The organism is Phycisphaerae bacterium (assembly GCA_041652575.1).
GTDB lineage: Bacteria > Planctomycetota > Phycisphaerae > Sedimentisphaerales > UBA12454 > UBA12454.
Genome location: JBAZHC010000001.1, coordinates 22738 through 42639, shown reverse-complemented (window position 1 = coordinate 42639; position 19902 = coordinate 22738). Strand labels below are relative to the sequence as shown.

Annotated in this window: 19 protein-coding genes, 1 tRNA gene and 1 riboswitch; of the genes, 9 read left to right on the top strand and 11 right to left on the bottom strand. The window is 43.7% G+C overall.

Going from position 1 to position 19902, the window contains the following annotated elements; all coding sequences use genetic code 11:
• Nucleotides 1-191 precede the first annotated feature (191 nt).
• Entirely contained in the window at nucleotides 192-899 is a 708-nt protein-coding gene (locus WC496_00195) for a DNA alkylation repair protein (protein ID MFA5291433.1), read from the bottom strand.
• Between the two features lie 117 nt (nucleotides 900-1016).
• Between WC496_00195 and WC496_00190 the strand changes: the two genes are divergently transcribed.
• Nucleotides 1017-1451, top strand: coding sequence for a hypothetical protein (locus WC496_00190; protein MFA5291432.1), 435 nt, complete (start codon nucleotides 1017-1019; stop codon nucleotides 1449-1451).
• On the opposite strand, the gene WC496_00185 is transcribed toward WC496_00190, so the two are convergent.
• A complete protein-coding gene (locus WC496_00185) occupies nucleotides 1422-2642 on the bottom strand; it encodes an FtsW/RodA/SpoVE family cell cycle protein (GenBank protein MFA5291431.1) in 1221 nt (406 codons plus the stop codon). The genes WC496_00190 and WC496_00185 overlap by 30 nt on opposite strands.
• Nucleotides 2643-2846: 204 nt before the next feature.
• Between WC496_00185 and WC496_00180 the strand changes: the two genes are divergently transcribed.
• From WC496_00180 to WC496_00170, 3 genes are all read left to right on the top strand, one after another.
• Nucleotides 2847-4463 carry a hypothetical protein gene (locus WC496_00180; protein ID MFA5291430.1) on the top strand — a complete coding sequence of 539 codons (1617 nt, stop codon included), beginning with the start codon at nucleotides 2847-2849 and terminating at the stop codon, nucleotides 4461-4463.
• 138 nt (nucleotides 4464-4601) lie between these two features.
• Nucleotides 4602-4689: transfer RNA gene (locus WC496_00175), tRNA-Ser, on the top strand.
• A gap of 39 nt (nucleotides 4690-4728) precedes the next feature.
• Nucleotides 4729-5421 (top strand): hypothetical protein, encoded by a 693-nt coding sequence (locus WC496_00170; GenBank protein MFA5291429.1) that lies wholly within the window; start codon nucleotides 4729-4731, stop codon nucleotides 5419-5421.
• A gap of 9 nt (nucleotides 5422-5430) precedes the next feature.
• Here WC496_00170 and WC496_00165 read toward each other — a convergent pair whose 3' ends face one another.
• From WC496_00165 to WC496_00155, 3 genes are read right to left on the bottom strand one after another with little or no spacing between them, the layout of a single operon-like run.
• Nucleotides 5431-6588, bottom strand: a complete 1158-nt coding sequence (locus WC496_00165) for an aldo/keto reductase (GenBank protein MFA5291428.1) — start codon at nucleotides 6586-6588, stop codon at nucleotides 5431-5433.
• Between the two features lie 41 nt (nucleotides 6589-6629).
• The gene (locus tag WC496_00160) at nucleotides 6630-7916 is read right to left on the bottom strand and encodes a B12-binding domain-containing radical SAM protein (protein MFA5291427.1); all 1287 of its coding nucleotides are present in this window, start codon (nucleotides 7914-7916) and stop codon (nucleotides 6630-6632) included.
• Between the two features lie 46 nt (nucleotides 7917-7962).
• Nucleotides 7963-9165, bottom strand: a complete 1203-nt coding sequence (locus WC496_00155; GenBank protein ID MFA5291426.1) for an OFA family MFS transporter — start codon at nucleotides 9163-9165, stop codon at nucleotides 7963-7965.
• Between the two features lie 269 nt (nucleotides 9166-9434).
• Here WC496_00155 and WC496_00150 point away from each other — a divergent pair, with 269 nt between their 5' ends.
• On the top strand, nucleotides 9435-9638 hold the full coding sequence (locus tag WC496_00150; GenBank protein MFA5291425.1) for a hypothetical protein: 204 nt from the start codon (nucleotides 9435-9437) through the stop codon (nucleotides 9636-9638).
• A 354-nt stretch (nucleotides 9639-9992) separates the two neighbouring features.
• Here WC496_00150 and gcvPB read toward each other — a convergent pair whose 3' ends face one another.
• The 6 genes from gcvPB to WC496_00120 all read right to left on the bottom strand — a co-directional run bounded on the left by gcvPB (nucleotide 9993) and on the right by WC496_00120 (nucleotide 15962).
• Complete coding sequence (gene gcvPB / locus WC496_00145; protein MFA5291424.1) at nucleotides 9993-11438, bottom strand: aminomethyl-transferring glycine dehydrogenase subunit GcvPB; 1446 nt, start codon at nucleotides 11436-11438, stop codon at nucleotides 9993-9995.
• A gap of 109 nt (nucleotides 11439-11547) precedes the next feature.
• Nucleotides 11548-12903, bottom strand: coding sequence for an aminomethyl-transferring glycine dehydrogenase subunit GcvPA (gcvPA, locus tag WC496_00140; GenBank protein ID MFA5291423.1), 1356 nt, complete (start codon nucleotides 12901-12903; stop codon nucleotides 11548-11550).
• 11 nt (nucleotides 12904-12914) lie between these two features.
• Nucleotides 12915-13292 carry a glycine cleavage system protein GcvH gene (gene gcvH / locus WC496_00135; GenBank protein ID MFA5291422.1) on the bottom strand — a complete coding sequence of 126 codons (378 nt, stop codon included), beginning with the start codon at nucleotides 13290-13292 and terminating at the stop codon, nucleotides 12915-12917.
• A gap of 94 nt (nucleotides 13293-13386) precedes the next feature.
• The gene (gene gcvT / locus WC496_00130) at nucleotides 13387-14583 is read right to left on the bottom strand and encodes a glycine cleavage system aminomethyltransferase GcvT (GenBank protein MFA5291421.1); all 1197 of its coding nucleotides are present in this window, start codon (nucleotides 14581-14583) and stop codon (nucleotides 13387-13389) included.
• A 192-nt stretch (nucleotides 14584-14775) separates the two neighbouring features.
• Nucleotides 14776-14869, bottom strand: a riboswitch (glycine riboswitch).
• A 66-nt stretch (nucleotides 14870-14935) separates the two neighbouring features.
• On the bottom strand, nucleotides 14936-15571 hold the full coding sequence (locus WC496_00125; protein ID MFA5291420.1) for an HNH endonuclease signature motif containing protein: 636 nt from the start codon (nucleotides 15569-15571) through the stop codon (nucleotides 14936-14938).
• Between the two features lie 154 nt (nucleotides 15572-15725).
• Nucleotides 15726-15962: a hypothetical protein gene (locus tag WC496_00120; protein MFA5291419.1), complete on the bottom strand. Its 237-nt coding sequence runs from the start codon at nucleotides 15960-15962 to the stop codon at nucleotides 15726-15728.
• A 443-nt stretch (nucleotides 15963-16405) separates the two neighbouring features.
• Between WC496_00120 and WC496_00115 the strand changes: the two genes are divergently transcribed.
• From WC496_00115 to rpiB, 4 genes are read left to right on the top strand one after another with little or no spacing between them, the layout of a single operon-like run.
• Nucleotides 16406-17659: a DNA methyltransferase gene (locus tag WC496_00115; protein MFA5291418.1), complete on the top strand. Its 1254-nt coding sequence runs from the start codon at nucleotides 16406-16408 to the stop codon at nucleotides 17657-17659.
• A 20-nt stretch (nucleotides 17660-17679) separates the two neighbouring features.
• On the top strand, nucleotides 17680-18312 hold the full coding sequence (locus tag WC496_00110) for an MjaI family restriction endonuclease (protein ID MFA5291417.1): 633 nt from the start codon (nucleotides 17680-17682) through the stop codon (nucleotides 18310-18312).
• Entirely contained in the window at nucleotides 18309-19430 is a 1122-nt protein-coding gene (locus tag WC496_00105; GenBank protein ID MFA5291416.1) for an L-threonylcarbamoyladenylate synthase, read from the top strand. Before WC496_00110 ends, WC496_00105 begins: the two co-directional genes overlap by 4 nt.
• The gene (gene rpiB, locus WC496_00100; protein MFA5291415.1) at nucleotides 19427-19900 is read left to right on the top strand and encodes a ribose 5-phosphate isomerase B; all 474 of its coding nucleotides are present in this window, start codon (nucleotides 19427-19429) and stop codon (nucleotides 19898-19900) included. Before WC496_00105 ends, rpiB begins: the two co-directional genes overlap by 4 nt.
• Nucleotides 19901-19902: the final 2 nt, after the last annotated feature.

Here is a 19902-nt window from a genome sequence, read left to right as displayed (position 1 = left end):
AGTTATAATAGCCTCGCCTATTATTTATTCAGGCCAATGCAAAATAAATTATATTTCTGTTTTTCTCTAAACTCAACCTAAAGATTTCAGCTCGCCAATTCCTCAAATTTTGAATCTTTATATTCTTGGTGCCTTTGCGTCTTAGTGGCTATTTTTATGTTAAAATGCGCAAACTTTAACGACTTTAGCGACTATATAGCTATTGCCTTTTTCCGCAGTTTTTCAGGCATTTTTTCAATCGCATAACGCAAAGCGGTCCGCGGCATATTTGCTTTATTTTTTACCACAAAATCAAATACTTCCCTTTGATGTTTTCGGCTCGCTTCTTTCAGCATCCAGCCATAGCCCTTTTGCACCATATCATCTTTATCGATAAGCAGACTCCTGGCAATTTCAAAAATATCTTTCAGGAATTTCCCTTGTCTTGCCGGAATAATCAGCGACACAGCGGCGGCCCGTCTTAGCCAGCGGTTCTTTGATTTTGTCCACTTCTTTAAACCGCTTATAAATTCAGGATTTTGTTCGATAAAGTCGCCGACCGTATGATTGCAGAATGTGTCGCACTTCGCCCAGTTATCTATATATTTATTTATCCATCGCTCGAAGGTTTTAAAATCGCTTACTAAAAATCGTTCGCGAATCTGGTAACTCCAGGTAGCTGCAATGCCGGCTTCTTCCAAAAAGCCGGACTTGAACAGTTCTTCGCAGATGGCAAATATTTCTTTCTTACTTAAATCCTCGATATCCGCGAAACCATCTTTGGCGATTTTTACAACCAGTGCTGTTTTTGCCCCGTAGAGTTTGACCTCTTCCTTGAAAAATCGTTGAAAACTGTTTTTTGTTTTCTCGTCCGCCCCGGCTTTAAGTGCGCCTCTGACTTTTTTGATAATCCTATTCATAATTTTTATTTATATATCAAATAGCAAAATAAATAAACAGGGAAAGTTTATTTCGCGCCCGTATGTATTTCCCCGATTTCATTTGAATTTGTACCGAATGTGCATTATTTTTCCGGTATGCCGAACTCACATCTTGTCATTTTAAAAAAGGTTTATCTCGGTAAGATACTTGACGGCACCAAGCCCGTCGAGCTGCGTCTTACCAAAACTGCCGTCCCCCCTTTTGGTTCTATCGCTATTGGCGACAGGTTATTTTTAAAGCAGTCGGCCGGCCCTGTTTGCGCAGTTGCGCAAGTCTCTTCTTTTCAGGAGTTTAGGGATTTGACGCCTGCCAAAATCTCCAAATTAAAGGCGGTATATAATCATTTAGTCGGCGGCGCAGATGATTATTGGAAGCTTAAATCAGACAGTAAATTCGCGGTTTTGGTCTGGCTGAAAAACGTCAAAATTATAAATCCTGTAAGGATTTACAAAAAAGACTGGCGGGCATGGGTGATTTTAACCGGCAAGGAAAATTTTGGTTTATTTGCTTCTGCCGATATTATTGACTAATCCTATAGACACAATATTTACCAAAAGGCTTGACCCGCCGTAACTTACGAATGGCAGCGTAATTCCGGTAATCGGCATAATTCCGATTGTCATACTGATATTTACAATTACCTGCATCGCGAAAATTATGCTTATTCCCGCGGCCACATAACCGCCGAACACATCGGAGCTTGCCGCCGCTATCTCCAGTCCGCAGGCTATCAGCAAAGCGTACAGCGATATTACCAGCACCGCCCCCGCGAAGCCCCACTGGTGTCCTATCAGGGCGAATATGAAATCGTTATGCCTGTCAGGCAGGAATCTATATTTTATGAACGGCCCGCTTCTGTAACCCTGCCCGCTCATTCCGCCAGATGCGATCGCCAGTTTGGAACGCATAAGCTGATAGCCTTCCCCGACTTCCCAGTTCCGAAGTCTTTCGGAATTTACGCCGAGCAATTTGCCCAGCCAGGGACGCTGACGGCTTTGCTGCTTGAACCAGCTTTCGCTTCCGTCAACACCGCTTTGAAAAAGCACCGAGCTTATCCGCATCCGCTGATAATCGTGCATCTGGAGCCAGAGAACCGGAAACGCAAAAATCGCAAGCGCTATTATCACAACAAGATGTTTAACCTTGGCCCCGGCTATGAACAGCATCGCCAAAAATACTGGCATCATCAAAAGAACCGTTCCCAAATCCGGCTCGAGCAAAATCAAAACCATCGGCAAAAACGTCAAAATAAACGGCGGGATAAGCGCGGCTAAATTACGATAATTGCTCCTGTACCGTAAATGCCAGCCGAGCGCGATGATGTAAATAAGCTTGAAAAATTCGGAAGGCTGGAACTGCAGAAGCGAACCTAAAACAATCCACCGGCGCGAGCCTTTTTTGACCGGCACAAACGGCAGATGCACAAATTTATCCAGTAACAATATCGCAAGCAGAATAACTATCGCCGCGTAAAGCCACAAGCTCACCGGACCCAGCTTTTTATAACTGAACGAATTTATGATAATAAAACCGATGAAACCGGCCCCGGCGAAAACAGCCTGCTTTTTCCACATGTCTGCGGTTGAGCTGAGACCGCCGGCAGAATCGACCGGATTGCCGGACGCGTAAATCATCATAATGCCGATAGCGACAAGACCGGCCGCGGCAGCCAGCATTATCAGCCGGGTTACAAACAGTCTCCCGCGTAAAAAATCAAACATATCAAACATAAGGAAAATGATAACAAAAAAGGAAAAAAGGAAAAGGGGAAAAGAATAATTGAACCAAACCCGCCTGATAAGCTGGCCGGCGACAAAAAAAACAATTAGGCGCAGCGAAGAAAAATCGGTAAAATACAGTTTAAGCTGTTCGGATTCGTTGTCGGGCAGTGATGACGGAGAGAACGCTGAAAAAGGAGGCATAATATGAGCAATCGTGTATGCACTGCATTTGCGGCTGTAATAACCACGCTTTTGATAATAACATCTTCCCGCCTGAGCCAGGCCAACGATCCTAATCATTTTTCCGAGGTAAAACTTGGGCCCGCGCCCGGTCAGGTGTACGGCATTGCCCGCAGTCCGGATAATCGTCATATAGCCTTAATAACTGTCAAGGACGGCAAATGGCCGGTCATTGTCGTCGACGGCAACAGCGGACCTCAGTTCGATGGTATCGCCAAAACTCTTGTCTTCAGCCCGGACAGCAATCGTGTAGCGTATGCCGCACAAAAAGGAGAGAAATGGTATATGGTCTTCGATAAAAAAATCGAAGCGGCCGGATATGATGACATCAGTTCTTTTATCTTCAGCCCGGATAGCAAACGGACTGCTTACGCGGCTCGAAACGGAAACAAATGGACAGTAACAATCGACAGTCAGACCGGAATTGAATATGACAATATAAGACCAGGTTTGCTTTTCTTCAGTCCGGACAGTAAACGAACGGCTTATATAGCCGAGAAAGGCATTAAAAAAATGGTCGTTATCGATGGACAGCCCGGCGCCGGATATGACGATATCAGCTCTTTTATATTCAGCCCGGACAGTAATCACATGGCGTATGTGGGCCGAAAAGCTACTAAACGGCAGGCTATTGTCGATGGGAAGACAGTATGGGAATGTAACGATATCAGAGAAGGCTCTCTTGTTTTCAGTCCGGACAGCAAGCATATCGCTTACGAATCCAGACAAGGCATTAAATGGCAGGTTGTCGTAGATGGAAAGGCCAAACCTGAATACGACGGCATTGTTAAAGATAGTTTCATTTTCAGTCCCGACAGCAAACGCACAGCGTATGCAATCAAAAACAACTACAAACAAATGGTCGTTGTTGATAATAATGTCGGGGCCGAGTACGACCTTATCGGCCAGGGTACTCCCGCTTTCAGTCCTGACAGCAGGCATATGGTATATTGGGCCAAGAAAAACGAAAAGTGGCAGGTTGTCATTGACGGTAATTCGACAGCAGAATATGACGATGTCAGAAGAGATGCTCCTGTATTCAGTTCGGACGGCAGCCACCTGGCGTATATAGTGCGAAATGGCGGCAAATGGCAGGTTGTCGTCGATGGTAAGGCCGGGTCGGAATATGACGAAATAATGGAAAAATCTCCAGTCTTTAACTCTGACGGCACACACATTGTATATGCAGCGCGAAACGGCGTTAAATGGCAGGTCATTATCGATGACAGGCCCGGACCGGAGTATGACGAAATTAAAAAAGGGATTCCTTTCTTCAGTCCGGACGGCAAACACATAGTATATGCAGCAAAGAAGGGTAATATGTGGCAGGTTATTTTCGATGACAAGGCCGGGCCGGAGTATGACGAAATTCTGGATGACACTCCTGTCTTCAGTCCGGATAGTAAACATACTGCTTACACATCTCGGAAAACTCTCAAATGGCAGATTATCATTGATGGCCGGGCAGGGTCCGAGTTCGAAGGAATTGTCTGTCCTACAACAACAACGATTTCAGGCGATGGATTCGAAACGATTGTCATCAGCAAGGGCGAGCTCGGCAGGGTATTCTGGAAGCCGTGACCTGTTAACGCAGATTAGTTGATACACGCCGGCGGTTAGACAGAGCCTTCTCTCGTTCACATTCGGGGTTCTATAATGTAGAATTTTGCGTTTGAGACCTTCAGGAAATATATGTATAATCTGCATAATACCAATCCCGGAGAGGTGTCGGAGCGGCTGATCGAGCTGGTTTCGAAAACCAGTGTGCTCTATTAGAGCACCGCGGGTTCGAATCCCGCCCTCTCCGTTTTTGTTTTGGCAAAAACGTAAAAAAATGAGTTTGAAAATGAGAAAATCAACAAATCACAAAGGTGGTTTTGCGGCCCTTGCCGTCCTGGTAACAATAGTAATTATAGCGCTGCTTTATATGATTGATTTAACCGCTATATTCGGCCCGACAGGAAATATTGACCCTTATGCGGAAAGGCCGTGGTTCGAAGATAAAAGATTAGTCGCCAAAGAAGCCCTGCCCATAAAACAGACCGGAAAAAAAGGTAAAGTCGTTATAAGAGAGCAAACTGTTCTGACCGGAGAGGTCGAAAGTAAAAATGAAAAAAGGGGCAATTTCGAAATCGTCATTGAGCCGAACGGCCTGGCAAAAGGTCATTGGGATTGTGCCTACGAATATACCGACAGCAAAAGCAAATATACCATCACCGCCGAATTTACCGGCAATATCGACCCGCTGAAAACATACGAAGACAAAACCGGAAAAAATAAACAACTGCTGTATTTCATCACAAAGGGAAAATACACGCAGACAAAGACAGACCCCGATGGAAACCAATGGCCGAACAGGAAAGTAATTTATGTTGTCGGCTGGATACATCCCGTTAGAGACAAGGCGCCTATAACGCCTGACGACCGCCAAAAGGAGTCTGTCTCTAATGGGATACGGAACGATTACTCTGCCAAAGGCAAATTATTTCTGATGACTGCTGACGGCGGAAACGGCGAATACGACTGGCAAACCAAATAGATTCGATTTTTAATTTTTCGTTTTACCGAATTTTCTTTTCAGTGTCTTGAGTGTTTCTATAATTTTGATTTTCTGAGTGCACTTCTGCTCGCATTTACCGCATTCGATGCATTCGCCCGGGTCTGCTGACCTGCCGGTGTTATTGGGATTTAACTGCCAGTTGTAAATATTCTCTGGTTTGCCCTTAACTTTCAGATATTCACTGAAATAGGCCGCCTGCATAAAGCCGGGAACGTAAATATTCTTCGGACATGGAAGGCAATATTTGCAATCTACGCAGAAGCCTGTATTTTTATTCGAAAGCTTCGCAAACTCCTCATTCAATTTCTTTATCTGCTCAGTGGTAAAAGGTTCTTTCTCATAATTTTCAATCGTCGATGTTACATCGGTCGGCTTACTGATGCCGCAAATAATCGTGTCTATATTTTTATTGCTCTTAAGCCAGCGATGAGCGGTCTGAACCAAATCCGCCGGACCAATCGCTTTTTTTACCGCGTTATTCAGCGGCGGCGAATCCTGTGCTAAAACTCCCCCCACCACAGGATTCATAACGATAGTCGCAATCCCTTTTTCGTGAGTCTTGGCGATTGCCTCCTCATAAGACCTGTCGAGCATATTATACGTAAACAGTATCGCTTCGCACCAATCCGCTTCGTCGATATACTCTTTTACCTTTTCAGGCTTATCGTGCGTCGTAAAGCCGATATGTTTCACAAGGCCTTCTTTTTTCGCACGAAAAATTCCATCGAGCATTCCGCCTTTTTGCGTGGCCTTAATCCATTGCTCGTTATTGTTTATGCTCCAAAGCTGATAAAAATCCAGGTAATCGACATCGAGCCTTTTCATCGATTCGAGAATTCTTTTATACGTGCAGTCCGCCGACATATCGTCAGTCGGTTCGACTTTCAGATTCCACGGGCACCATTTGGTCGAAAGAATTACTTTCTCTCTGTAGCCGTCTTTGAGTGCCTTTGCAAGTTTCAGTTCGCTGTCGCCATAGCCTCTGCTCGTATCGATATAAATCATTCCCGCGTCAATAGCCCCTCGTAAAAGTGCTATCGCTTCATCGAAACTTTCAGGCAGACGCATCGCGCCGATGCTTACAGGATGAACCTTAAGGCCGCTGCGTTTTCCAAAATTAATAAGTTTTGTTTGTTTGGTTTTCAAAGGTTTGAGATTGTATTACATCACGCTTTTATTTGCAAGCTTTAGTTGTTGCGGAGATTGTTGTTCAACTTATGATACATATCCTTTAACAGGTTCACCCTGTCGCTGCCCAGCAGGATTATTGGAAACGCGGTCTTGCTGTGCATTAAAGGCTCATCCATATCGACATATTTTCTGCAAAGCTCGCCGTCAGGCGTACCGGGTATCGGCGAAAACTCCGCCAGCATACTCCTTACGCCGAGACTGGTTACGAACTTCATCGATTCTTCAATGTCCTGAATTTCAAATTTTGGATGACCCAATATTGAATAAGCAATGATGCCGTTTTTATCAGCGCCTGCGGCAATGAGATTTTTTACGGCAATTGAAAATTCGTTATCGAAAATTTTCGACCCCGTCTGCTTTTGAAAATCATCCGCCCTGCTTTCGAAGCCAAGATAAAAACTCTTAAAGCCTGCTTTTACCAAAAGTCCTGCAAGTTCATCGTCGATGAATCTCGCGTTAAGCGCGTTTGGCGTGTGAAAATTAATCCTGATTTTATTTTCTATTACATATCGCAAAAACGGTTTGATTACTTCATCGCTTTTATACAAAAGAGCATCGTCGTAAAAAGCGATATTCTTTACGCCGAGCGAAACCAAAAAATTAAATTCCTCGATTATCTGTTCGTAAGGCTTTGCGATGAATCCCTCGTTAAAAATCGGCACAGTGCAATAACTGCATTTAAACGGGCACCCCTGAGTTATCTTCATCGCGGCAGTCTCAGGATTTTTATAAAGATTCCATATCAGGAACCTAAAGCCCCCGACTTTATGTCGGGGGTAATTTCCATCGTCGTAAATAATATCTGCCCCGAGATTTTTTGCGTGCTCCGGACAAATCATCGTATATGGCCCGCCTAATACTATTTTCGCTTTGGGCCAATATGTCCTGACGGCTTCGATAACTTCCCGATACCCCAAATACCAATATGTCATAACCGTCTGAATAAAAACAAAATCGCAGGGCTTGTTTGTCTGCAGGAACTCTATGAAAATCTCAGCAGGCAGCCCGAATCGGCGATAATATCTTGGAATTTGTTTTAATACATCCGGTTTAGGGATTATTGAAGAAAAAAAACTTCCTCTGCCCCATTCGTCGTTTTTGTATTGAGGCTTGTCATTATAAAACTCGTGACTGCGGTCTAAAAAATCGAAGATTTGAAAATCTGCTGCATCTGAGATTGCCCCCGCGGCAGAAAGCATGCCCAAAGGCCTGAGCCAGAAGTCGAACGCCGCGAAATCGTATATCGGCGGATTTATAAGAAGTATAGACGGTTTATCATTCATACCGTCATTGTAAGAAATCGCCGCGAATAATGCAAAAAAACTTCTTTTATGCTAATTTTGGTTTTTGATAAAGCATCGTAGTAATAAGTCCTAAAACAAGTATTCCGGCCGCAATTGAAAGTGCCATCGAAAAACTGTTGGAAGTTTTTTTAACCAATTCCATAAGCATCGGCCCAACTGCGCCGGCTGCGCCCCATGCAAAAAGGATTGGACCATAAATACTTCCGATATATTTCGGCCCGAATGTATCCGCCGCGAAAGAGGGCATTGTTCCGAACCCGCCGCCATAGCATAAAAGAATATAACAGCAGATAATCGTAAATAAAATTGTGCTGCTGACATGCGGCAAATAAAGAAACAGCGGAATTTGTGTTCCGAAAATCAGAAGAAAAGTTTTACTTCTCCCGATTTTTTCTGACAAGGCTCCCCAAAACAATCTTCCAAGACCATTGAATAATGCCGCGACTGCAACAATTCTTCCTGCCATAAGTGCCGGATCCTTTAGCGATAATTGCTGCTGCGCCATTGGTGAAAGATTGCTGATAATCGCTATGCCTGCCGTTACATTCAAAAACAAAATGACCCAAAGTATGTAAAACTGATTCGTCCCTCGTGCGTATTTGAAATCGACTGATATCTCGGCCGGATCCGTTTTAAAGCCGTTACTTTCGACAACATACCCCGCAGGAGGATTGACTAATTTCTGCGCTGCGATGAATAATCCGACAAGAAAAATTGTTCCCATGACATAAAACGTGTTGGCGATTCCTACGTTCTTAATCATAATCGGCCCAACCTGACCGACAATTGCCGCACCTAACCCGAATCCCATAACGGCAAGGCCCGTGATAAAACCTTTTTTGTCCGGAAACCATCTAAGCAGCACCGCAACAGGCGTTACATATCCCAGTCCGTTACCGATACCTGCGATTACTCCGTAGCCAATCCATAACAGCCACAGGCTTCCAATCGAATCTGCCACTCCGGCTAATATCGTGCCGACGCCGAACAAAACTGCCGCTATCGACGCGATTTTTTTTGTTCCCGCTTTATCGACGAACCTGCCGCCTAATGCCGCGGAGAACCCGAGGAATAAAATCGCAAGTGTAAAAGTAAAACCGACCTGCGGAACAGACCAGCCGTGATTTTTTACAAGCGGATTTTTGAACACGCTCCATGCATAAACTGTTCCGAGCATCATTTGAATTGCAACGCCGGCAACAGCAACAAGCCGCCTGTTTGTTCTCAATATATTTCTCCGTTAATAAGGAAACAAAGAGGTAAGGATGCAGAAAAGTAAGGAAAAACTGTTGAAAAATTTCTTTACCTCCTTACTTCTTTACTTCCTTACTTCTTTTATAACAGGATACTAAATTTGCCTATGGCAGGTCAATACGATGAACGTCAATATCCCCCGAATAACACGATACTTATGCAAATCGACAGTTTTGTAATACTACTTTACGCCCTTTTAGCCCCCGCACCTGCCTGTCCTGCGGATGGCGGGGGATATTTCCCGTGTTTAGCCCCCAGTTTTACTGGGGGTTCAGAGCCGCGACAGTCGAAGATCCCGCCATAGCCTTTGGCGACGGCGGATCAATGGGTTCGTTCGTTTGCTTTAAGGCAAAATCCCATTGGGATAAAATTCAAAGCGATGTACCGACGTCAAGTTTTACCCGCAGAAGCTTTAGCGAAGGCGGGTTACTTGTAAGTAAGGCATGAGTTTTGAATTTAATGGTGTTCGCAGAACATCGCCTTAAAGCAATATTAGCAGTGTGAATCTGTGTCGTTCCGTGTCTAAAAAAAACCTGTATCCTCTGCTGAAGCGTCGGAGCGGAGCGAAGACCCCGCATCAATTAGAAGTTTTCATTTCAATCCCCTTGTGGGACCTTGAGGAAAACTTTGCGGGGCAGCGGAAGCCCCCGCGATTAGATTCGTCGAGAATCTGCGGGGGTGCTCTCTATGGCTCGGTGGTAAAATTTGTATTAAAAAAATCATCCGTCAAAGGCGGATTCCTCAATTCAACATTAAGAATTAAAAACTAAAAATTTTCTTCGTGTCTTCGTGCCTTAGTGGCTAAATTGCCGCTATATCGACATTCTTCGCTGCTGCCGTTTCGTCTAATCTGCCGACTGGCGTTGTAATCGGAGCGGCCTTTAGTTTTTCAGGAGATGTTTTTGCAATCTCTGCGATTTCAATCATCGTTTCGATAAACAAATCGAGTGTTTCCTTGCTCTCCGTTTCGGTCGGCTCAATCATTATCGATTCTTTGACAATCGTCGGAAAATAAACTGTCGGCGGATGAAATCCTCTGTCTATCAGACCTTTTGCGATATCTATCGCATGAACGCCATTTGCGGCTTGCCGTTCAGCACTGAAGACACATTCGTGTTTGCAGACCTGCCCGAATGGAAGGTCGTAATAACCTTTAAGTTTTTCTTTTATATAATTGGCGTTAAGAACCGCATTTTCAGCAACTTCTTTCAGCCCTTCTTTGCCGAGCATAAGAATATATACATACGCCCGCAGAATTATCGCGAAGTTACCATAAAACGGCGCGATATAACCGATGGACTTTGGTCTGTCGTATTCGAGCGCAAAAGTTCCATCGTCTCGTTTCACAACCAGCGAAACAGGCAGAAAATCGAGCAGCTTTTCGACAACGCCGACCGGCCCTGCGCCCGGGCCGCCTCCGCCGTGAGGCGTCGCGAAAGTTTTATGAAGATTCAAATGAACAATATCGAACCCGAAATCGCCCGGCCTTGCCTTGCCGACAATCGCATTGAGATTCGCACCGTCATAATAACAAAGACCGTCAACCGAATGTATTATCTCGCATATTTGTTTGATATTCTTTTCAAAAATACCGAGTGTGTTGGGACAAGTCAGCATCAATCCCGCCGTTTCAGCATTGACCATCTTTTTCAAAGCTTTTACATCCATCATACCGGCACTGTCCGAAGGCACTGAGACAACTTTATAGCCCGCAATTGCCGCGCTTGCCGGATTTGTGCCGTGAGCGCTGTCAGGAATCAGAACCGTAGTTTTTTTATTTCCTTTATCGCGATGATACGCCGCCATAATCATAATGCCGGTAAGTTCCCCGTGAGCGCCGGCCATCGGCTGCATCGTGAAACCCGCCATCGCGGTCAGTTCACAAAGAAATTTATCCATATCATACAAAACTTCAAGCGCACCCTGCGTAAGCATTCCGCCCATTCGCAATTGCGGCAATAACGGATGAAGATGCGCAAAGCCCGGATAAAACGCGATTCGTTCCGTAACTTTCGGATTGTATTTCATCGTGCACGAGCCGAGCGGATAAAAACTCGTATCGACTCCGAAATTCCTTCGCGACAGTTCTGTGAAATGCCTGACAACGTCAAGCTCGCTAAGCTCGGGCAGAGCCGCATCGAAACTTCTTAATAATTCTTTTTTTATATGTACCGTCGTCGGCACATCGCTCCTCGGCGGCATTACACCTTTGCGTCCCTCAACACTTTTTTCAAATATTAACTTCATCCCGCACCTTCTTTTTATTCTAATTTCGTATCATTGTTATATGCAATATTCATAACTTTGTATTTTTTCGAATCCCAATATCTTCTCTGAATAAGAGAAGGTGCGGGATTCATAACACAGCCTCCAGCGATTCAGCGAGCATACCAATTTGCTGTTTGGTTCTTTTTTCGGTAATGCCGACAAGCAGTGAATTCTCCATTCCTTCGTAATACCTGCTCAATGGAAAGCCCGCGGCGAAACCTTTTTCAATCAGTTTTCCTGCCACATCTGCCGCGTTCGCAGGCAAATCGAGTACAAACTCATTGAAAAACCATTTTGCCCCGAAACGCGGCTTTACGCCTTTTATAGCCGTCAGTTTCTGCCAGGCGTAACTTGCCTTATCTGCACATAACTGCGCCGTTTCCTTTAAGCCCTCTTTGCCGAGCAGCGACATATATACAAGAGCGGTCAGTGCGCAGAGAGCTTCATTTGAGCAGATATTCGATGTCGCCTTGTCGCGCCGGATGTGCTGTTCGCGAGCTTGCAGCGTCAGGACAAAACCGGTTCTGTCTTTATTATCTTTCGTCCTGCCGACAATTCTGCCGGGCATTTTTCGCACATAATCTTTTTTCGTCGCCATAAATCCAAGGTACGGCCCGCCGAAACTCATCGGCAACCCCAGGCTCTGGCCTTCGCCGGTAACAATATCTGCGCCCATCGCGCCGGGCGTTTTCAAAATGCCGAGCGAAATCGGATAACAGGAAACAATCAGCAGAGCGCCTTTTTTATGAGCCGCTTCAGCCATATCCGTAAAATCATCGACACAGCCGAAAAAATTCGGATTCTGAACAATCACTGCGGCAGTATTATCATCGAGCCTGTTCAAAAGCTCTTTCCTGTTAATAAGCCCCTCGTCGTTTTTCGTTTCATCGAGGTCGATACTGAGATTTTTAGTATATGAATGTATCATCACACGATAAATCGGATTTACGCTGTCATCGATAATAATTTTATTTCTTCCCGTGATGCGCAGCGCCATCATCACCGCTTCATATAAAGCCGTTCCGCCGTCGTAGAGCGACGCGTTTGCCGCCTGCATTTCGGTAAGCCTGCAAATCACGGATTGATATTCGAAAATCGCCTGTAATGTACCCTGCGAAATTTCCGGCTGATAAGGCGTATAAGCCGTGTAAAATTCGCTTCTGCCGATTATCGAGTAAACAGCGGCAGGAATGAAATGGTCGTAAAAACCGCCGCCAAGAAAACATGTCAGGTTAATATGATTCTTTCCCGCAAGCTCGGCAAGTCGATTTCGAACATCGAACTCGCTCATCCCCTCCGGCAGTTTAAATTCCTTCGCCAGAAATTCCTTCGGAATATCGGCAAACAATCCATCTGCCGTAAGGCATCCCCCAGCGGACATCGAAAGACCGATTTCCTTTAACATCTGTTTCTGCTGCTGCGGAGTATTTGCAATAAAAGGCATTATTACCTCAGTTAAATAGTTTTAAGATATTCTTCATATTGCGACGCGTTCATAAGATTCTTTGTGTCAGGCTTTGAAACTTTGAGTTTGCAAATCCAGCCTGTCTTGAAGCAATCCTGATTTATAAGTTCCGGCTTCGATGAAAGCTCGTCATTAACCTGCACAACTTCACCTGCAAGCGGACTATAAACATCGCTTGCCGCCTTGGAACTTTCCACCACCGCCAAAACATCGTGAGCCTTAACCTGTTTTTTTATGGCGGGCAGCTCGACAAATGTAATTTCGCCGAGCGAGTGCTGCGCATAATCGGTTATGCCTATCGTTGCGACATCGCCGTTAATTTCCGCCCATTCATGGTCTTTTGTATAAAAAAGATTTTCCGGTGCCATTCTCAACTCCTTTTTAGCCACCAAGGCACTAAGACACTAAATTTTCTATATATTACTTATTTTTCTTCGTGCCTTTGTGTCTTCGTGGCAATTTCTAAAATTTTTCGAATCTTTCGACTACCTGTCCTTTGATATCGGCGTTTAATTTTTCGCCGGGATTCACTTTTTCTTTTCTGCCCTGCTGAATATGACTTTGATTTCTGGCAAGGTAATAAACCCCGGCAGGTTTGCCTGCAACATTATACTCTTTTTTAATCAGCCCAAGGACAATTTGTTTATCGCCGACACCGGCACAGCTTAAAACCTGACCAATACAAATCCCGTCATCACTTAAAATGCCGTCTAATTGCCTTATAGGCCTTATTCCTTTGCCCCCATCGAATTTCAGTCTCGCAACTTCCGTATCGAAATCTGTTTTTTTCGCAATCGCATCTTTGCCGATAAAGTTTTTCTTTTGCAGTTTCACCGCCCATGGATAACCTGCCTGAAACGGCGAAATATTAAAATCGCCCGCAAGCTCATGACCGTATAAAGGCAGACCCGCCTCAATTCGCAAACTGTCTCTCGATCCCAGCCCGCAGGGAACTATACCGAGACCTTTTCCTTCTTCGAGTATCATATCCCATAGCTGCCCGGCTCTGTCCGGATGAACAAAAAGTTCATAACTGACTTTTGCGCCCGTGTAACCTGTCGAAGTTATAATTACGTTGAGGTCTTTTGCTTTTGCAGTGATAAACGACAAAGATTTCATACCGCTTACATCGACGCCAAAAATATTTTTCAGACATTGAGCAGACGCCGGCCCCTGCAGCGCGATATCAACTCTTGCTTCCGGCAAAGATGAATCCTTGAGGTCTTTGACTTCGAATTTCCGGCTGTTCTGACAGACATTGAGGTCTGCCGCTACAGCTCCTATCCAGTCTTTGACCTTCTGTTCATTGGACGCGTTGGCTACCATCGTAAAATTATCATGAGCGATACAATAAACTATCACATCGTCAATTATATCGCCGGCAGGATTTAGGATATAAGAGTACTGAGCCTTGCCCGGTTTCAGCATTGCGACATCGTTGGTAGTGAGAATATTTAAAAAATTGGCCGCGTCCTTGCCCGCGATTTTCAGAACCGCCATATGTGTACAGTCGAAAAGTCCTGCCGTTTTTCGAACCGCCTCGTGTTCGGCTCTTATGGATTGATACCACAGCGCCATCATCCACCCGGCAAAAGGTACTATCTGACCTTTACCGGCAAGTGCCGCGTGTTTTTCAAACAATACCGTTTTTTTGTCCATATTCTTAACTCGTTTTTTAATCTAAAATCACTGTATCTGACAAGATAGTGCTAAACTTAAGCAAAATTGTGTCATTGTCAACATATTTTGCGCAAAAATAAAGAGGGATACGCCTATACGACATATCCCTCTGTTTGTTTGCCTGAGATATTCACCCTTCGGCATCCGTCTTTTCGGATTCTCCAGAGACGTCATCAGACCGAAATCCTTTTGCCTGAGAGTTTCTCAGCTTTACGCTGATTTCACCTTCGGCTCCCTTTTTAGGGGAATCTCTTCCGGCCATCAACTGACAATCGTAATAATGCCGAAGTTCTTTCTATTTGTCAAACAGAATTTCACGTTGAACCTTTTTTTATTTTCGTATGTCCGCCCCCAGTTTTTCAGCAATAACTTCCAGTTTATTTTCCCTGAACTCCTTTATATCCATCCGCAGCAATCTGCTCTTGAAAGGCTCATCTTTTAAAATTGGAAAATTCAGCGGCGCATATTCTTCATCGCCGGACTGAATTACAAATTTATCGTGAACAAGAGCGCAAATAATCCGATTGGATGGGCTGTCGTACAAACTGAATTTCTGTCTTTTACCGGCAGGCTTAAACGTGGCGTTTAATCGTTTTCTCCCTCTAAGCATCGTAATACTGACTCCAATTAAACCGGTGCTGTTCTTGGATGTTCTGTTAAGTGAATTTTGCCTCGGACTGACTATTCGCAGATTGCACCTTCGATTATCCAGCCTGTTCCTGTTGATATGGTCAACCACTTCATTTTCCCCCGGCCCCATCAGCAATCGCGCAAGCGTATATTTTTTATCCTTTCCCACTCGGCAGCTTACCAATTTGGTGTAAAAGCTTATGCCTCTGATTGGTTTGAATTTATTATAAGGCCGTTTGCTTGCATCTTTGACTATCCTGTAATAAATATCCTCGTCAACTATTAAAGTCCCGAACGGATATTCTATCTTGAAAATTTCCGCTTCTGTATCACTCATCCCGCACCTTCTTTCTGTGTGGTTAGCCCCCGGACCTGCCTGTCCGTCCGTAGTTCCCGCCCTACATAGCACATAGTGCGACGGAGGGTTATCGAAGGCGGGTGCTGGGGGTTATTCTTATTTATTTTTTTGGTAATTTGAATTTGTTTCGGATTTAGGATTTAGATATTCGGATTTTTCTGCCTATAAAAGGCCTGACAGCATAAAGGGGACAGGTAACGGCCGTGCAGTTTATGATTTCGTTTTCCTGCCACGCGCAGCATTCGAGGCAAAATGCTTTTATTGCCGCCGGTTTCGAGCCGTTGATTGCCGCTTTTTCATAATCTTTGCGGTATGGTTTTGGTATTTGGGCGATTCGTTTACTGATTTTTTCCTGACGCACATTTTCCATATAGTTCTCCTTTAATTTGATTTATAGATTGAAAAATAGAGGCTTGCCCGCCGTAGGCATGGTTTACCAGCCGTAGGCGTGTGGATTTCAGATAGAGGATTTAATATAAGTAACGCTGCCTTAGCAGGTTATGAATATTAAAAATCTTAAATTTTAAATAGTTCAAAACCGTTTTGAACATTCGTGTTTTGATATTTCGATATTGTTTCGAATTTAGATATTAGGATTTCGGATTTCCATAGTTATGCACTTATATAACTATGGCTGTATTTTACCATATTTTTAACAAAATGCAAGAAAAATAACCACAGATTTCGCAGATTTTCTTCATTCTCTAATCCTTGCGTTTTCTTTGCTTTTTCCCTTTTTTAAGACTACAATCCGTCATAATATAGCAAGAAACTTCTACAACATGGAATCATTGAAAAAAACGAATTAATATTATGACCAAACATAAAATTATAATCGGCGATTCAAGACAAATGACTGAATTGGATGATAAATCTATTCAGCTTATTATAACTTCGCCTCCTTACTGGCAGCTAAAAGATTACGGAAATGGCGGCCAGATAGGTTTTGATGACACTTACGAAAACTACATAAATAATCTTAACCTTGCATGGAATGAATGCCATAGGGTTCTTGAAGATGGGTGCCGATTATGTATAAATATCGGTGACCAGTTTGCACGTTCGGTTTATTATGGCAGATATAAAATAATTCCCATTCGCACTGAAATCATCAAATTTTGTGAAACAATAGGGTTTGATTATATGGGGGCGATTATCTGGCAAAAAGTTACTACCTGTAACACTACAGGCGGCGCTACAATTATGGGTTCTTTCCCATATCCGCGAAATGGAATTATAAAAATTGATTATGAATTTATTTTGATTTTCAAAAAGCCCGGTACCTGCAAAACAGTGCCAAAGGATATCAAGGACAGATCAAAACTAACCACCGAAGAATGGAACCAGTATTTTGTCGGCCATTGGAATATCCCCGGAGAAAAGCAGAATGGCCATTTAGCAATGTTTCCGGAGGAAATCCCCCGCCGGCTTATTAAAATGTTCAGCTATGTTGGCGATACGATATTAGACCCCTTTGTTGGGAGCGGTACAACATCTCTGGCCGCAAAAAATCTTGAAAGAAATTCAGTTGGCTATGAAATAAATGCAGATTTCATACCTATCATCAAAGAAAAACTTGGTTTAAGGGAAAAAGGATTCTTCGATAAGCTTAATATTGAACTTGCGCAGAATAGGGAAGACGAAATTAACTGGAAAGAGGAAATAAGTAAATTGCCTTATATTTTTAAAGACCCGATAAAATTTGACAAAAAAATTGACCCGCGAAAACTACAGTTTGGTTCTAAAATCAACGGCGACAGCAAAAAAAGACAGGATTATTATTCCGTAAAAAAGGTTATTTCTTCTACCGAACTCGAACTTGAGAATGGCTTGAAAATTCGATTGATTGGCATAAAGGAAAAGGCCGAAAAAAAAGCCCAAGCTATTGAATTTTTACAGTCTAAGACTAAAGGCCAGAAAGTTTTTATGAAATTCGGCCACACTAAACACGACAATCAAAACAACCTGTTGTGTTATTTGTATTTGCAGAATAAAACATTCATTAACCGTCACTTGCTTAAGCAGGGCTTTGTGGAAGTGGATAACAGTGCAAAGCAACTTAACTAAATTTTCAAAGAGGAGTTCATATGCCTAAAGAATGGATACTAAACGGCGCAAATATGCGATGGGGACTTACGCGTAAGACTAAAGTAGGTCCAGTGGCAGAGCATATAAGAAAATGTGCCCCAAAGGCCGTAGAAGATTGGGAGAAATATTATTATTCTAAGGTTTATTCTCGGGAACATTTAGAGCAGCTTGGCAGGACACTGTTTATAAAGGTGACAGAAATTTGTCAGGCTGAGATAGAAAGTATTACCGAACAGGATTGTATTAACTTTTTAATCAACCTTGTAATTTCGAGAACGTTCGATGGCTACATATCCGAAATTCAAACTATTTATGGTCGTCTTGAAAAAGAGTTAGGAATGAAAATACTCCCTGCGCCCGATGAATGGGATAGAGGATATAATGTTGATTTTTATATAGATGTTAACGGTAAATACATAGGTCTTCAGATCAAGCCGGCCGGTTATGCTTATATTACGCAAATTATCAATGAGCTCGAAATCCAAAAAAGTACCCACGAAAAATTCACCAAAAAATATGGGGGTAAAGTTTTTTATATTATCTCGATAACAGAAGGTAAAAATAAAATCATCCACAATCCGGAAATAATCCCTGAGATTCAACAGGAAATAAAAAGATTAAGCAGTAAATGAAAACTACAATTCTGAAAATAAACGACCCTGTAAAGGACACAGACAAACTGAAAAAAGCCGCCTATTGTATCGATGCCGGCGGACTGGTGGTTTTTCCAACTGAAACAGTCTATGGCATCGCCTGTAAGGCCGACAAGGCAAGTCTTGCCAGACTCGACGAAGTTAAAAAAAGAGATACCGACAAAAGATATACTCTGCATATTGGCGACAACAACAAACTGCCGGATTTTGTACCAACTCTGACTCTGCCGGCAAAAAAACTTGTCGCAAATGCCTGGCCCGGCCCGCTTACGATTATTTTTGAACTAAACAAAAAAGACATTGCCAAACTCGAAAAACATCTTGGTCGTGAAACCATTGGTCTTCTCTATAAGGACAATACCATCGGCGTTCGTTGTCCCGATGAACCGACCGCCTGTAAGTTATTGAATCTTTGCGAATTTCCTGTTGTTGCCCCGAGCGCAAATACTTCCGGCAAAGAGCCGGCGATAAATGCCGCTCAGGCAATTGAACAACTCGATGGCCTTGTCGATATGATTCTCGATACGGGCCACTGCAAATACAAAAAAAGCAGTACGGTTGTAAAAATTTCTCACGCCGGTTGGCAGATACTTCGGGCCGGCGCATATTCGGAAAAGCAAATTCAGAAAATGCTCACTGTAAACATCGTTTTTGTATGTACAGGCAACACCTGCCGAAGCCCAATGGCCGAGGGTTTCGCAAGGAAAGTTCTTGCCGAAAAACTTGGATGTAAGGTTGACCAATTGGCTCAAATGGGTTATAAGGTAGCATCTGCCGGCAGTGTGGCCATAAACGGCATAGACGCAAGTGATGAATCTATAAGGTTTTGCAAATCAAAAGGCGTCGATATCGCCCGCCATAAAAGCCGACGAATTACTACTGAAATGATTAAAGACGCTGATTATATTTTTACGATGTCAGCGGGCCATGAAAATGATATAATTCAGCTTTGCCCGGATGCCCGGCGAAAGTGTATGCTGCTTAGTGATAGTGGCAATATAAATGACCCCATCGGTGGAGGTTTTGATGCGTATAAAATCTGCGGTGGGGCGATAGAAAAAGCAGTTAATAAAAGGATAAGTGAGCTGTTGAAATGAAAGTAGCTGTTGCGAACGACCATAGAGGGCTTGAGGCTAAGGAGCAGATAAAGGCTATTGTTACTGAACTGGGTCATGAGTGTATTGACCTGGGTACGAATGCGGAAGGTCCGGTCGATTATCCTGACCTCGCATATGCCGCGGCATCGGCCGTATCAAGGAAGGAAGTTAATATGGCAATCCTCGTCTGTGGGACGGGTATTGGAATGTCTATAGCGGCGAATAAGGTTCATGGAGTAAGGGCGGCGCTGTGCTATGATGAACTCAACGCCCGCATAAGCAGACAGCATAACAATTCAAATGTTCTGTGCCTGAGCGGAGACCTGATAGGCTCACAGGCACTTCGAAAAATCGTCGAAGTGTGGCTGGCGACCGAATTTGCCGACGGCAGACATCAAAGAAGAGTCGATAAAATCACGGCCATCGAAGAAGGCCTTGACCCAAAAACTGTCAAAAACCACAGTAAATAATC

What these genes read in the sequence shown, in the direction of transcription:
- WC496_00195 (MFA5291433.1), bottom strand. Translation starts at nt 899, where the DNA reads ATGAATAGGATTATCAAAAAAGTCAGAGGCGCACTTAAAGCCGGGGCG.
- WC496_00190 (MFA5291432.1), top strand. Translation starts at nt 1,017, where the DNA reads ATGCCGAACTCACATCTTGTCATTTTAAAAAAGGTTTATCTCGGTAAG.
- WC496_00185 (MFA5291431.1), bottom strand. Translation starts at nt 2,642, where the DNA reads ATGTTTGATTTTTTACGCGGGAGACTGTTTGTAACCCGGCTGATAATG.
- WC496_00180 (MFA5291430.1), top strand. Translation starts at nt 2,847, where the DNA reads ATGAGCAATCGTGTATGCACTGCATTTGCGGCTGTAATAACCACGCTT.
- WC496_00170 (MFA5291429.1), top strand. Translation starts at nt 4,729, where the DNA reads ATGAGAAAATCAACAAATCACAAAGGTGGTTTTGCGGCCCTTGCCGTC.
- WC496_00160 (MFA5291427.1), bottom strand. Translation starts at nt 7,916, where the DNA reads ATGAATGATAAACCGTCTATACTTCTTATAAATCCGCCGATATACGAT.
- gcvPB (MFA5291424.1), bottom strand. Translation starts at nt 11,438, where the DNA reads ATGAAGTTAATATTTGAAAAAAGTGTTGAGGGACGCAAAGGTGTAATG.
- gcvPA (MFA5291423.1), bottom strand. Translation starts at nt 12,903, where the DNA reads ATGCCTTTTATTGCAAATACTCCGCAGCAGCAGAAACAGATGTTAAAG.
- gcvH (MFA5291422.1), bottom strand. Translation starts at nt 13,292, where the DNA reads ATGGCACCGGAAAATCTTTTTTATACAAAAGACCATGAATGGGCGGAA.
- gcvT (MFA5291421.1), bottom strand. Translation starts at nt 14,583, where the DNA reads ATGGACAAAAAAACGGTATTGTTTGAAAAACACGCGGCACTTGCCGGT.
- WC496_00125 (MFA5291420.1), bottom strand. Translation starts at nt 15,571, where the DNA reads ATGAGTGATACAGAAGCGGAAATTTTCAAGATAGAATATCCGTTCGGG.
- WC496_00120 (MFA5291419.1), bottom strand. Translation starts at nt 15,962, where the DNA reads ATGGAAAATGTGCGTCAGGAAAAAATCAGTAAACGAATCGCCCAAATA.
- WC496_00115 (MFA5291418.1), top strand. Translation starts at nt 16,406, where the DNA reads ATGACCAAACATAAAATTATAATCGGCGATTCAAGACAAATGACTGAA.
- WC496_00110 (MFA5291417.1), top strand. Translation starts at nt 17,680, where the DNA reads ATGCCTAAAGAATGGATACTAAACGGCGCAAATATGCGATGGGGACTT.
- WC496_00105 (MFA5291416.1), top strand. Translation starts at nt 18,309, where the DNA reads ATGAAAACTACAATTCTGAAAATAAACGACCCTGTAAAGGACACAGAC.
- rpiB (MFA5291415.1), top strand. Translation starts at nt 19,427, where the DNA reads ATGAAAGTAGCTGTTGCGAACGACCATAGAGGGCTTGAGGCTAAGGAG.